The 13,818-nt window shown below is 44.1% G+C and carries 10 protein-coding genes; 4 read left to right on the top strand and 6 right to left on the bottom strand.

The window, feature by feature from the left end; genetic code table 11:
• Positions 1-40 precede the first annotated feature (40 nt).
• Complete coding sequence (kduD, locus tag vsple_RS20995) at positions 41-802, bottom strand: 2-dehydro-3-deoxy-D-gluconate 5-dehydrogenase KduD (RefSeq protein ID WP_255232896.1); 762 nt, start codon at positions 800-802, stop codon at positions 41-43.
• Positions 803-1,061: 259 nt separating this feature from the next.
• On the opposite strand from kduD, the gene kdgR reads away from it, so the two are divergent.
• The 3 genes from kdgR to vsple_RS21010 all read left to right on the top strand — a co-directional run bounded on the left by kdgR (position 1,062) and on the right by vsple_RS21010 (position 4,522).
• Positions 1,062-1,844: a DNA-binding transcriptional regulator KdgR gene (kdgR, locus tag vsple_RS21000; protein WP_261884336.1), complete on the top strand. Its 783-nt coding sequence runs from the start codon at positions 1,062-1,064 to the stop codon at positions 1,842-1,844.
• Positions 1,845-1,929: 85 nt separating this feature from the next.
• Positions 1,930-3,798, top strand: coding sequence for a DUF294 nucleotidyltransferase-like domain-containing protein (locus vsple_RS21005; RefSeq protein ID WP_261884337.1), 1,869 nt, complete (start codon positions 1,930-1,932; stop codon positions 3,796-3,798).
• Between the two features lies 1 nt (position 3,799).
• Positions 3,800-4,522: an exonuclease domain-containing protein gene (locus vsple_RS21010; protein ID WP_261884338.1), complete on the top strand. Its 723-nt coding sequence runs from the start codon at positions 3,800-3,802 to the stop codon at positions 4,520-4,522.
• A 28-nt stretch (positions 4,523-4,550) separates the two neighbouring features.
• Here the strand turns inward: vsple_RS21010 and vsple_RS21015 are convergent, their stop codons facing one another.
• From vsple_RS21015 to vsple_RS21025, 3 genes are all read right to left on the bottom strand, one after another.
• Positions 4,551-6,122, bottom strand: a complete 1,572-nt coding sequence (locus tag vsple_RS21015) for a methyl-accepting chemotaxis protein (protein ID WP_261884339.1) — start codon at positions 6,120-6,122, stop codon at positions 4,551-4,553.
• Positions 6,123-6,194: 72 nt separating this feature from the next.
• Positions 6,195-6,869: an oligogalacturonate-specific porin KdgM family protein gene (locus vsple_RS21020; protein WP_261884340.1), complete on the bottom strand. Its 675-nt coding sequence runs from the start codon at positions 6,867-6,869 to the stop codon at positions 6,195-6,197.
• Between the two features lie 14 nt (positions 6,870-6,883).
• Positions 6,884-8,065, bottom strand: coding sequence for an alginate lyase family protein (locus vsple_RS21025; protein WP_261884341.1), 1,182 nt, complete (start codon positions 8,063-8,065; stop codon positions 6,884-6,886).
• 245 nt (positions 8,066-8,310) lie between these two features.
• Between vsple_RS21025 and vsple_RS21030 the strand changes: the two genes are divergently transcribed.
• Positions 8,311-9,515 (top strand): IS3 family transposase gene (locus vsple_RS21030; RefSeq protein WP_261881532.1). Its coding sequence is split into 2 segments (ribosomal slippage): positions 8,311-8,680 and positions 8,680-9,515, totalling 1,206 coding nucleotides; the frame shifts between segments, so codons are not numbered across the junction.
• 48 nt (positions 9,516-9,563) lie between these two features.
• Here vsple_RS21030 and vsple_RS21035 read toward each other — a convergent pair.
• Together vsple_RS21035 and vsple_RS21040 are read right to left on the bottom strand one after the other, a co-directional pair.
• Positions 9,564-11,558 carry a glycoside hydrolase family 55 protein gene (locus tag vsple_RS21035; protein ID WP_261884349.1) on the bottom strand — a complete coding sequence of 665 codons (1,995 nt, stop codon included), beginning with the start codon at positions 11,556-11,558 and terminating at the stop codon, positions 9,564-9,566.
• Positions 11,559-11,665: 107 nt separating this feature from the next.
• Entirely contained in the window at positions 11,666-13,432 is a 1,767-nt protein-coding gene (locus tag vsple_RS21040) for a sodium:solute symporter family protein (RefSeq protein ID WP_261884048.1), read from the bottom strand.
• Positions 13,433-13,818 lie beyond the last annotated feature (386 nt).

Genomic DNA, 13,818 nt, shown 5'->3' on the forward strand with positions numbered 1-13,818 from the left:
TTTGTCAGCGCCCAACCAAGGTTAAACGCTAGATTCCAAATTAGCGCGCCAACCAGCCACCATCTACAGCAACAGTGTAACCATTGATGTAAGACGCAGCGTCAGACGCTAGGAATACACATGGGCCAGCAACATCTTCTGGAGTACCCCAGCGGTCAGCAGGAATACGCTCTAGGATAGCTGCGTTACGATCTTCATCTGCACGCAGTGCCGCAGTGTTGTTGGTTGCCATGTAGCCAGGTGCAATTGCGTTGACATTTATGTTATGACGAGCCCACTCGTTTGCCATTGCACGAGTGATGCCCATAACCGCACTCTTAGATGCAGTGTAAGAAGGTACACGGATGCCGCCTTGGAAAGAAAGCATAGAGGCGATGTTGATGATCTTACCGCCAGTGCCTTGAGCAATAAACTGACGTGCTACTGCTTGAGACATGAAGTAAACGGTTTTCGAATTGATGTTCATCACGTCATCCCAGTTTTGCTCTGAGAAATCGATTGCATCTTCACGACGAATGATACCTGCGTTGTTTACTAGGATATCCACTTTACCGAATTCAGTCACAGTGCTGTCGATGATATGAGGGATATCGTCTTGTTTTAGTAGGTTAGCGCGAACATCTAGGAACGTGTAGCCTGCCGCATTCATTTTTTCGATGGTTTCAGTTGGTTCAACGTAGTTGACACCAACAACTTTACAACCTGCCGCTGCAAGACCTAATGCCATACCTTGACCTAGACCAGTATCACAACCAGTTACCACTGCTACTTTGCCTTCAAGGCTAAATGAATCAAGAATCATAGTCTGTTCCTTTGTAGTGAATGTGTGGTGAACAAATAAAAGGGGCTGCTCACTCTGTTAAAACCAACATTACACAAAAAATGACAATACTGAAAGTTATTTTTGAAATTGCGTTTTATTTTTTTAGGTTCGCCATCTCAAATGTGATTGATGTCTCAAATGTTGGTTTTAAATAAATGAAATGGCTTTTCGAAACTACTGACTCGTCCAAGTATGTCAGGTATAATTTGGCGTTATCAACAATGACTCAGAGCGTGAAATGGAAAAATCAACTCAACCGGAAGCTGTATCGTCAGTATTAAAAGTGTTCAACATTCTCTCAGCGCTAGCTGACCAAAAAGAGATTGGTGTATCAGAACTTTCTCAACGCTTGATGATGTCAAAGGCGACGACTTATCGTTTTTTGCAAACCATGAAGACACTCGGGTTTGTTGAGCAAGAAGGGGAAGCCGATAAATACTCCCTAACTCTAAAATTGTTTGAGCTGGGCTCAAAAGCTCTAGAGCATGTCGATCTGGTTGATCTCGCCAATGCTGAAATGGCGAAAATCTCAAAGATCATCAATGAAACTGTTCACTTAGGCTCCATTGACGAAGACTCTATCATCTATCTGCACAAGATAGACTCCAGTTACCATCTACGTATGCACTCACGCATTGGGCGTCGAAACCCGCTCTACAGCACAGCAATTGGTAAGGTATTGATGTCTCATATGGAAGACCAAGACGTGCGAGATCTTTTGGCTAATGTTGAATTTAAAAAGCACACACAGCGCACGCATGAGAATGTAGACCAACTACTTGAAGAGTTAGACCTTGTTCGTGAGCAGCACTTTGGTGAAGACAATGAAGAGCAAGAACCAGGTTTGCGTTGTATCGCCGTACCAATTTACGATCGTTTTGGTGATCCTATTGCAGCCATCTCCGTTTCGTTTCCTACTATTCGATTTGAAGAGAGCCGCAAGCGCGAGTACATCGCTCTTCTCCACGCAGCTGGTCGCAATGTATCGGAGCACCTGGGCTACCACAATTACCCTGTCTAAAAGTAATAAAGAAAAAAGCAGCATTCGTGCTGCTTTTTTTACCACCCAATAATTTAATGAAACACCGTTTCAACTAAGGATTTATATGGGCAATTCAGCTTCAAATAATATTTTCGACTTTTTGATTCATCTTGATCCCTTCGACCTTCTTCCAAGACAGGTAGTCAAATCACTGGCAAGCTCCGTAACGGTCAAATATCTCGCTAAGGGAGAATGTATTGAGTTTCACTCGATGTGCCAAAAAAGGTATCTATATGTAATCCGAAAAGGTGCAATCGAACAGCGAACCCAAATTAATAAACTAAGGGCTCGTCTTGGAGAAGAGGATCAATTTGGGTTTACTTTTCTGGAACCACTCAAAGAAGCAGAAGATGGCTATCGAGCAGAAGCTATTGAAGACTCACTACTTTACTTGATACCTCACGCAAACATTCAAGAAACGTGCGAGCTGCACCCAGAGTTCAAAGATTACTTTGCCGCTACAGCAAAAACGAGATTGAACTCTGCAATACGTTCGATCGTCAATAAAGAAGAGAAAAGCCTGTTCTTCCGAACGGTTGGCGAAGTTGCCAGCGAAAACATCACTGTTTCTGACTATTGCGAATCCATCATGGACGTCGCTAAAGCCATGTGTGGCAAACGGCGCAGTTCGTGTGCCGTCGTACTAAAAGGGCGAGAAATCGTCGGCTTGGTTACCGATCGAGATATGACACAACACGTCGTCGCTCGAGGGGTAGACACCCAGCGCCCTATTCATGAAGTCATGACGCGCAATCCCATCTTGATTAACAGCGAAGATAAAGTAATTCAAGCGATTTCACTGATGCTGCAATACAACATTCGCTGCCTACCAGTCATTGCCAAGCACGAAGTGAAGGGCTTATTGACCACCACTCACCTAGTTCACAATCATCGAACGCAGTCGTTATTTTTAATTGAAAAGATCAAGTATGCGAACTCGATAAGTGATCTCGCGAATCTTCGAGACGAAAGGGAAACCATTTTCCAGGCCTTAGTCGAAAGTGGCGTGAGTGCCGAGATTCATGGCCAAGTGATGTCGATGATCATGGATGCGTTCAATAGACGAATAATTCAACTAACCGAAGAGGTGCTCGGTCCGCCGCCTTGTGACTATGCATGGATGGTAGCTGGTTCACATGCGCGGAACGAAGTGCACATGCTATCGGATCAAGACAATGCTCTGGTTCTCGCGGAAGATGCCACTGAGGATGACCGATTCTACTTCGCCTACTTTGCGATGCGCGTTTGTAATGGATTAGCGGCCGTGGGCTACCCTTTATGCAGCGGTAAATACATGGCCGCGACAGCCAAATGGAATCAGAACGTCGGTCGCTGGAAGGACTACTACACGAAATGGGTGGCGAGTCCTGAGTACAACAAACTGCTTAGTATCAGTGTCTTTATGGAGATACGCTGCGTCTACGGAAACGCGGAGCTAGTCGATACGCTTCAAAACCACCTGCACGAAACCATTCATGCAAATCCTCGCTTTATCCCAGCACTGACACGCGATGCCATCGAAACGTCCCCCCCACTTGGCATTTTCAACAGTCTGGTTCTTGAGAAAAGCGGAGACAATACCAAATCACTCAATATCAAAAAGTTTGCCTTGAACCTAATTATCGACCTCGCTCGCATATACAGCCTATCAGCTGGAGGCTCTTTAACAGGCACGGAAGAGCGTTTTCGATATGCCGTCGAGCAAGGCACCTTGTCTCAAGACAGCTGCGATAACATTATTGGCGCTTACCGTTTTCTTATGCAGGTGCGATTTAGACACCAACTCAACGCGCAGCTTCGTGGTGATTCTCCTGACAACAATATACGTCCGGACGAGTTCAGCAGTTTTGAACGCAAACACCTTAAAGAAGCCTTCAAGATCATTAGCGAACTGCAAGACGTCGCTAAACTCAAGTTCATGAGTGGGTTCTAACATGCTGGCCAAAACGTTACATAAGCTATTTTCTAATGGCGACAACATCGAAGATTTGCACCAGTCCATGAGGGCCAAGCGTTGGCCATCTCGTGCACTAGAGCACTACTTTGCCCACCCGCTTCCCAATGCAGAGCGCCCAGTTTCCGAGCAACAGTTCGTCGCTCTCGATTTTGAAACAACGGGGCTGGAACCAGACTCAGATAGAATCCTGTCTATTGGAACGGTGGAGTTGAGCTACGAAGAGATAGAACTAACCAGTGTCAGCGAAGTGATTTTGCGCCAAGATGTCACTATCCGACCGGAAAGCGCGGTCGTTCATGAAATTATGCCAATGCAAGTTCAAGAACAAGGAATTGAGGCTGAGCTTGCGCTCGATAGCTTGATCGAGCATCTTGCAGGTAAAATTATCATCGCTCATAGTGCATGCATTGAATATAGCTTTTTGTCGTCGTATCTAAAAAGGCGCTACCAACTGCAAAAACTGCCGTGCTATATGATAGACACTCTATTGCTTGAGAAGCGATTTAGCTACTTGGGTAAGAATCGCGGCCATACCAGCTTCCAACTTGATGACCTGCGCCAACACTATAACCTTCCCGATTATCAAGCTCATTCAGCAGCCAGTGATGCACTCGGTTGCGCTGAGCTCTTTTTGGCACAAGTAAAAAGACTTAAACTCTGCCATCGCCCACTCACCGACGTGATATATAAGCCTTGTTAAGTGTGGCAACTTGAGCTGCCACATGCTGTTATTTTTCAAAGCCATGGCTATTGGATTGTAGATCTTCCGATAGCTGTTTAAGCTCACTTGAGCTCAAAGAAAACTGTTCTATTCGACTCAAGTTTGCCTCTTGAATCTTGAGAAGTTGCTCAATAGAAAGATAAACCTGCTCAGAAATAGCCAGCTCAGTCTTTGTTGACCGTTTTAAGTCAGAAACAATGCTCTGAACGTCACTCGCACCTTGCTTCACTTGACTAAAAATCACACCTACTTGTTCCGATTTCTCTTCGCTTTGAGAGATTTTTTCGAGAAGCGATCTCAATTCATTGGAAACATGTTCAGACTCCGACAAGATATGCGCGCTCATATTAGATATTTCTACCGTTGCATCGGATGTTCTGGCGGCAAGACTTCGCACTTCATCAGCAACGACAGCAAAGCCACGCCCCTGTTCGCCAGCTCTCGCGGCTTCGATCGCAGCGTTTAGGGCAAGCAAGTTTGTCTGTTCAGCGATGCCTTGGATCACCTCAACAACCCCGGTTATCTGTTCATACTTTGCTGCCAACAGGCCAAAGCTTTGTAGTGAACTATCAAGGCTAGTGCGAATGTCCTCGACAGAACCCTCCATCAGTTGAATAGCCTCTACTCCTTCTTCAGACAGTGATTGAGACTGCAAACTATTCGATTGTGCTTTATCAATGCCTGTATTGATTTCGTCTATACTCAGTTCAAGCGCTTTCATAGAATTGAGCGTATCATCCGAAATCGAGCGTATTTGCCCTAGGCTTTGCGTCGTCGCAACAACATTTCGATCTAGACTGTCTGTAGACTGATTAACCATTGATGAAACCGAGGCGATTTTATCAACAAACTCTTTGAGGGAAGTTTGCATCTGGCCTACGGATTCTAAAATACTTCCCTGCGGAGCGGATTTCGTCACAGAGTGAGTTAACTGCCCATTTGCAATACGCTTCGTCAAAGAAACAACAACGCTTGGCTCTCCACCCACCGAGCGAAAAATACTGCGCGCAATAAGACTGATAATCAGCAACATTACCGCTAGAATCCCACCACTGTAGATTAGAAGGCGCATCACGAGTTGTTGATAACTCTCTTCAACATCGTCCATGTAGATCCCAAGCCCCATAACCCATTTAAGCTCGGGAATCATGGTGATCGCACTCACCTTGGTCACCTTTTCCGACGAGTTAGGCTTACTCACTTCACCGATTACGTAATTGAACTCATTATCTTTAAGCAGATTTACATGGCGAGCGTAGGAGCTTTGAAACGTCCCCAGTTTTTCGCTACGTACATGCACGCGAGCAATGGCATTGTGATCATTCGCCCAAATGTAAGCATTTCCCAGACGATAGGTAGACAACACAGTAATTACACGCTGCTCAGCTTCTTCCGGAGAACGACTTTGTAAAATAGCATCTGATGCTTGTTTCTTTGCAAATGAAAGTAACGAAGCAACTTCATGCTTTTTAGTCTCAACCAATGACGTTTTGATTGAGTCCAAGCTTACAAAAACAATCAGCGCGATACCCAACATGGCTGTTACCAACAGCAGTGCACCTCTTTTTATTAGTGTCATAATCCCTCACTATAAAAATGGCCACACTAACAACCTAGTGTGGCCAAACGGACAGTCAATTACAGTAAACGCCTAGAAGCTATAAGTAATGCCGATACGGCTTCGAAGTTGACGATCGCTTGAAGAGCTCGAAACTGAAACATTGGCGAACTCCACATATGGACGCCAGCTCCAGTCTTCGCCTTTGTAGCCAAGTTTGAAAAGTGCATCCCAATTGGTGTCGCCGTTATCAAAGAATACTTGGTCATCCAAACCTTTCTCGTAGTTCGCCTCTAGGCCAAACTGAAAACCGTTGTATTTGTAATCGAGGTTGGCCGTGACTTTGCTTTTTTGCTCGGCAGAGCGATCATCAGAGAAGTTACGGAACTCATGGCGGTAGCGAAGCTTAGTAACAACCCCTGAATCAAAAGAGTACTGAGCGCGAAGCTGAGGTTTATAGGTCACGTGACCAGGGAAGAAGGTAATTGGCATACCTGGAATCAGCATCCAATTATCATCAATTTTATATTTATAGCCGAAGTCAAATTCATTGCCTTTCGATTCCCATTCTGAAAACGGCTTACCTTGCTGCATTGCTTCAACACCAAAGTACATATTTCCTACGCCCGCACCAAGTTTAACGCGGCTCGCATAAGTTTCACTTTCGTGTTTGTATTCTTGACGGAAATCAAGAGATGCAGCAGAAACAGAGGCACTCGAAACTAATGCCAAAACCGTAATTGAAGCTATTTTATAAAACTTAGACACAGTATAATTCCTTTTTATTTAAACAATAGATTAGCTACTTTTTTGCTATTTACCTTCTCTTTACTTAATTCAGAGATCGCATCGGTAAATAACGGCTCACCGTATGCTTTTTGCGCATAAAGTAAATTTACGAAAGCTTTAGAACCATCAAATCCTTTTAGTTCTTTGTATTGCCATTTATCAGGTTGATTGGCATGCTTTGCAATATATTGATAACCTTTCGCTAGAGAATGTTTATCAATTTCATAATTCCAAACATCAACACCGAGCTTATCTCCGAAGTGCCCTAGGTGATTGTAGGCTTCAAGATTGAAGTTTGAATAATGCCAAGGACGCGTGCGTTCTAGCTCTCCATGCTGACGACCATTCATATCAAACTGACTACCAATTCGGCGCATTTGTGTGATTCTCAGACGCTGCTTAGCAATATCTTCGTTACCCACAAAGATGGCAAAGGCAGCGACTTGTGCGTCATACCATGTGCCATGATTGTTATGCCAATTGTCCTCTTCAAAACCATGATTACTGGTTAGCAACCAGTGATTAAAATCACTAAACCAATCAACCATAGCCTGATAATCTTGTGGGGTAAGCTGTTGTTTTAAAATATTGATACTATCTAAAACTGGTATCAGCAAGCGGCTATCAATAATGCCGATACCACGCCCATCAACAATTCCAGGTATCGCTTGTGCATGGTTTAAGTTTGGATTCATTCGTGTATTCGGGTCGACAAACCAGGCGATAAGCTGAGCTTTCGCTTTGTCAGCGTAAGCTTGATTATCAGTGAAGTAATAAGCAAGGCTCAAGTCTGTCACGTCTTTGGTAAAACGGATAAAGCGCTGTTTGTCCGTTGCTGCGCTTTTGGTCGCCATATTATATTCACCGTCGCGGCGGACATAAGGTAGACCATCTTTGGTATCAGGGTTCGGCCACCAATAAGGTCCGAAGCTGAAATAGTCATGCTTGTCGCCACTCGCCGGTAATAACGTTTTATTAGTCACAGGATCTATTGATGCATCCAATGCTTTATCAGCCTTTGCGATTAACTCGTCAATTGAATCTTGCTTCACCGTTACATTTTGCTTGTTATATTCAAGTGCGACTTCATCGTATGAGATGAAATCTATATTCCCAGCTATTGCCCCCCAAGAAAGAACAAGAGAAACAGCAATCATACTTTTCTTGATAATCATAAAAACTCCTTAATGAAATTAAATTCAATATTAATTGAAACAACGGTTTAAAAACAAGATCAAGATCATTTAATTACATAGATGTTATATGCACGCTAGTAATTGTGATTTTTATCAAACTTTTTAAATCTTATGAGTGAGGGTTATTAAATAAAAAAGGAGCTCTCGATGAGCTCCTTTTTTATATTTAATTGACCCGTCCTAAATAAGGTTGACACTCCCCAAGCAGAAAATTGGAGAGTGTTATGAAATCAATAACTAGACGAACTCAATGTGATTACTCCCTCGCTTTTAAATTGGATGTTGTTGATCAAGTCGAGCGAGGTGAACTGACTTACAAACAAGCACAAGACAAGTACGGCATACAAGGTTGTTCTACAGTATTAGTGTGGCTCCGAAAGCACGGTCGACTTGATTGGTCTGGGGGCACACCTCGATTCATGAAGAAAGGTTTACCTATGTCTGAATTCAATTCACCACCTACACCAGAGCAACGTATCAAAGAGTTAGAAAAGAAACTCGAGGATACCAAACTGAGGGCCGACTTCTTTGAAGAAGTAGTAAAAGTTATGGAACGAGACCATGGTGTCCGCGTCGTAAAAAAGCACAAAGGTGCGTCGTCCAAGAGCAAAACATAGCTCAGCTCACGGTGACTAGATTTTGCCAAATCATCAATATATCTAGGCAAGCATATTATAAACAGTGTCTTATTGACGATCGTAACAGGCAGCGTGACAAAGCTCTTCTGAGCTTTGTTCGTGAAACTCGCATCAAACAGGCTCGAATAGGAACGAGAAAGCTTAAGTACATGATGGAAAAAGCTGGAATGAAAGTAGGTCGGGATTATCTATTTTCTCTGCTTAAACATCATCGGCTGCTTGTGAAGGTTAAACGTGCTTACCATCGAACAACGGATAGCCATCATAGGTTTTACTGCCACCCAAATAAAATAAAGGATGGCTTTAAGCCCGAAAGACCGGAACAGTTGTGGGTTGCTGATATTACTTACCTTCCAACCTATGAGGGAAACAGTTACGTCAGTCTTATCACTGATGCCTATTCCAGAAAGATCGTCGGATACAGCGTGGATGACAACATGCAGACGAAGGCCGTAAAACAAGCTTTTATAAGAGCTTTGAGAGAACGTCGAAATCAGGAAAGCTTAATCCATCACTCAGATAGAGGCTCACAGTACTGTTCAAAGGAGTACCAAGACTTACACTCTAGGCACAAGATCGTGTGTTCCATGACTGATGGATATGACTGCTATCAAAATGCCTTGGCAGAGAGAGTAAATGGTATTTTGAAAATGGAATACTTGTTGAAGAAACCTAAAGATGTTGCTCAGGCGAGAAAAATGGTCGCCGAGTCAGTAGAAATCTATAATCAGATGAGGCCACATACGGCCTTAAAATACAAAACGCCCGATGAAGTACATCGAGCGTTTTGACTAAAAAGTGTCAACCCATATCAGGACGGGTCAAATACCCATTTAAAATCAATAGGACCTAAACTTAACATACTGACAATTATTATTTTCTGTCATTTTAATCAGCTTACCTGTAAGAGCATTGCTGCTCACATAGTTTGACGTCACGCTAATTGAGCCAGTACCATCCACACTGGATAACGTACCTCTGAAGTCACAACTGCTGTTTGCATCACTATCCCAAACTTGTACCGTTTTCCCAGAGAGATCTCTATCAATCGCTATACAATTGGCTTGAGAAAGGTCTATTTCCATTTGCTGCTTCCAACTATATTGGGTCACCGAATCACACCCCTCAGAAACCGGCGGATCGACCGGATCAACAGGCTCTTCCGGATCTACACCTTCTGGTGGCCATGATCCGCCTGCAACAGTAACACCAGACTGCGGGATCTGCTGATGAACGCCCTCTGCCAATGTTTGACTCCAAGTCGCTATTGGCTCCCCGTTGATATTCAGGTGTTTATATTGGCTACCATCCCAGTTGAGCGCGTACTCGACATCCGGTTCATCAAACAGCCCCCATCGAATAATGCTGTCACCCGAGTTCTTTGCTTTCTTCAGCGTGTTATTAACTAGGACGTTATTTGGTCCAGTTGGTCCTGACCACTTGCTTGCATGATCGCCAGAACCGACCCAAATAGGTTGCCACGTTGCTCCAGACTCTGGCGCTCCATTTGACCAACTGCGATGCTCAAACGGCACTGCAATATAATTAGAACGAACCAAATTGTTACGCTCCCAGCCACCGTGGAAGTTCATATCAACATTCAGTGTATTGTTCTCAACGATATTTCCTGTTGCAGACCACTGTAGAGCAAGGTGTCGAATGTTTCGAATATCGTTATTGTGGATCCAGCTATTGTATAACTTTGAACCACGTACATAACCATTACCACCAGCACCCTTGTTCCATGAACCGTCGATAGTATTGTTGGAAATGGTGACTGCTTTAGCAAACTCACTAACAATAGGGTGCGAGCCAATCATGTCGATACGGACATTATCGACCCAGCCGTTATACGCCCACTTGAGTATGATGCCGTGAATCGCATCTTGTGCACATACGTTCTCATAACGATACAAGACACCATTAGGGTTACTCTCCGAGAATTGGTTGCGGTTGTACCCTTCACAGTGACTACCTTCTATGTCCATAGTTAGAAAGAAATCTTGTAAACCAAAATTTTCTATTGCACGCACTGGCATAACACGGCTGTTATAACCACCCTCATTGTTTAGCGGAATATCAAATTCAAGCGCGCCATCAAGGGTGACTGTATTACTGCTGGTATTTACCTCCGTTACTTTAAAAATCTGTGTGCGCATGTGGCCAGTTTTAATGTGACTAGCACTTCTTCTCGATTCCGGCACTTGTCCTTCATCCAAAAACGCTCGGTCAGTAGCGGCGCCAACATATATAAGATCACCCTGACTAAATTCGCCAGCTTTTCCTGATTCTAAGACAATTTTGGTATCACCCATTTTCGCCGGCTGTGCAAACTCAATGCTATGTTTCCAATGAAAGTTAACACTCCCCTCGTAAGCAGGCTCTTTGGCATGTTTTTCTCGAGTCTCGACACGGAATACGCCAAAACCAGGCCAATATTTCTTATCAAAATCAGGCGCATTGCTGGCATCCACTCCGTAAGGGGACCAAGATTTGACGACAATTTGCGTACCCGTATCGGGATCGCTGCCCGCCCCTTTGATTACCACCCCTGACTTGTCGATATGGATTTCATCGCTCAGGTTGATAGTGCCCTTTGGCAGTACAATCAAAGTATTGTTACTCGTCGAGGCAGTAACCTCATTATCAATGATGGCTTGCAGTGCTGCAGAATCATCGATCCCGTCATCTGCGATAATGCCATGGTCAACAGCATAAATAGTGTTTGGAAATGTCGTAGGTAACGTTGCACCTTGTTTATAACCTGGAGCAGAAAGACCAGGGGCACTATATAGAATAAGAGGTATAAGTATGGCGAGTGTGTTCACGTTCATTTTCACGTTTGGATCTCCCTTCCGTGTTTAAGGTGTACTTCGTTTCATTACTGGTTAAAAAAGGAGCTACTGTGAACTGCGTAGCTCCTCAATCGGGGTTAATCAGGCTATGTAGCACTACTTGCTGTTAGCTTATCCGCCTGTTTGGCACTCTTAAGAAGCAAACTACCTACGGTCACAATGACCGCACCACAGAAGACAAAGGCCATTCGTCCCCAGAATGGATTAGGGATAAGTACCATTAGTGTCACTAGAAGGCCAAATACAAGAATCAATTTACCTAGCATATTGCGTTGTTGACGATCTAGCTCGTCTTGACCAGCTTCTTCTACAACTGGAGTCGCAACATCATTCCAGAACTCCGTCAGTTCAGACTTACGCTCACCCACTGGCTCTTTGTAGAATCGAGTTGTGAGGCAGAAGAAACCACCAGTGATGAATAGGTGACCCATAATGCCTAGTAGCACCTTAAGATCTTTCGCTTCACGACCGGTAAATGGTGTTTCTAGGTTCAGCCAGTTTGCCACCACATCAGCCGTAATCACAAAGCTAACTAGGTAAGAGACCACGATACCGACGGCCAGTGTTGCCCATGCAGCCCAATCTGGTGTCTTCTTAATGAAGATACCGAAGAATAGTGGTACGAGAATTGGCATCTGAAGCAATGTACTCACGTACATCATGGCATCAAATAGGCTCAATCCACGAAGCGAGTTGATAAACAGTGCGACGAGAATAATGAGACCACCAAAACACATAGTGACAATTTGGCTTACGCGCATCAGTTTTTTGTCGTCAGCCTTTTTATCAAGGATTGGCGCATAGAAGTTGCGAACAAAGATGCCAGAGTTGCGGTTAAGACCTGAATCCATTGACGACATGGTCGCTGCAAATACCGCAGACATAAGCAGGCCAACCATACCAACAGGCATTGCGTTCTCTACGAACACTAGATATACCGCATCCGCAGCTTTTTTACCCAGTTCTGCAGCATGAACAGTAGCTGCATCTGGGTACATGACTGCCGTTACCCAAGGTGGTAGGAACCAAATTGCGGGACCGATTAGCATAAGAACAAACGCCAGTAGTGCGGCTTTACGCGCATTGGTCGAGTCTTTCGCAGTTAGGAAACGATATGAGTCTTGCATGTTGTTGATGTTTTGAAGCTGTTTAACAAACATGAAGATGAACCATGCCACGAACAGTAGTGGATAATTCATATCTGAACCCATAATTGAATCAGCGGGGAACTGCTCAATAAGGTTTGTTGGACCGCCAATCTTAACTAAAGCAGCAACGGCACAAACGACGGTGACCGCCATAATGACGACCATTTGCACAAAGTCGGACGCAACCACACCCCAAGCACCGCCAATTACAGAAATGAATAGAACGATAAGGCCGGTCACAACAATGGTTGTCTCGATGTCCACTTTAAATACCGCGCTTACGAAAAGCGCTAGACCGTTGAGCCAAATACCCGTGTAAACGATGCTGGTTGGCATGGTCGCCCAAGTAAATACCTGTTCATTGGTGCCACCAAAGCGACGACGGACCCCCTCTATAGGGGTTACAACGCGCATTTGACGGAAACGGTAGGAGAAAAACAACCAAGAAAGTAGGAAGCCGAATGCGTTGGCCATAAAAACAACCATGATAGGAAAACCATCGGTAAAGGCTTTGCCTGCTGCTCCAGTGAACGTCCATGCACTGAATTGGGTCATAAAGGCTGTGGAGCCCACCATCCACCACAGCATTTTACCGCCGCCTCGGAAATAGTCGCTGGTGGAACTACCCGCAAAGCGTTTAAAGATGACGCCTATCGCTATCATGAAGATAAAGTAAACGCCCACGACGAGCATATCGACATTCATTCTGAACTCCTTTTACATTTCTTTATTTTTCAAGATTAATTTTTCAAAACTCCGTTTCATTATTTGGTAAATGACGTTTTTATAAAGCGCGTTTAGGTCATTATGTGACTTGTGTAACTAATTATTTCTGGTCGTGTTGTTTTATGTTAACGCGGTCAAAGAATGTGCAACATGCACAACCAGGCGTTACTGATACAGTTGTAAAAAGGTCAAATAGGCGTCCACAAATGAGTCCGTACTGTGTAGTTAACGAGCAACATAAAAGAAAAGTACGAGTCTGTTACTGCCTATGTAATAACCACACCCAAGACTCATTGAGGGCAAAATTGGAGGATCTCTTTAAGTTAGATATAAACCATGAAAGAAAAAGCACCAATCCGAATAAA

This window comes from Vibrio pelagius (assembly GCF_024347575.1).
Lineage (GTDB): Bacteria > Pseudomonadota > Gammaproteobacteria > Enterobacterales > Vibrionaceae > Vibrio > Vibrio pelagius.

What these genes read in the sequence shown, in the direction of transcription:
- kduD (WP_255232896.1), bottom strand. Translation starts at nt 802, where the DNA reads ATGATTCTTGATTCATTTAGCCTTGAAGGCAAAGTAGCAGTGGTAACT.
- kdgR (WP_261884336.1), top strand. Translation starts at nt 1,062, where the DNA reads ATGGAAAAATCAACTCAACCGGAAGCTGTATCGTCAGTATTAAAAGTG.
- vsple_RS21005 (WP_261884337.1), top strand. Translation starts at nt 1,930, where the DNA reads ATGGGCAATTCAGCTTCAAATAATATTTTCGACTTTTTGATTCATCTT.
- vsple_RS21010 (WP_261884338.1), top strand. Translation starts at nt 3,800, where the DNA reads ATGCTGGCCAAAACGTTACATAAGCTATTTTCTAATGGCGACAACATC.
- vsple_RS21015 (WP_261884339.1), bottom strand. Translation starts at nt 6,122, where the DNA reads ATGACACTAATAAAAAGAGGTGCACTGCTGTTGGTAACAGCCATGTTG.
- vsple_RS21025 (WP_261884341.1), bottom strand. Translation starts at nt 8,065, where the DNA reads ATGATTATCAAGAAAAGTATGATTGCTGTTTCTCTTGTTCTTTCTTGG.
- vsple_RS21035 (WP_261884349.1), bottom strand. Translation starts at nt 11,558, where the DNA reads ATGAACGTGAACACACTCGCCATACTTATACCTCTTATTCTATATAGT.
- vsple_RS21040 (WP_261884048.1), bottom strand. Translation starts at nt 13,432, where the DNA reads ATGAATGTCGATATGCTCGTCGTGGGCGTTTACTTTATCTTCATGATA.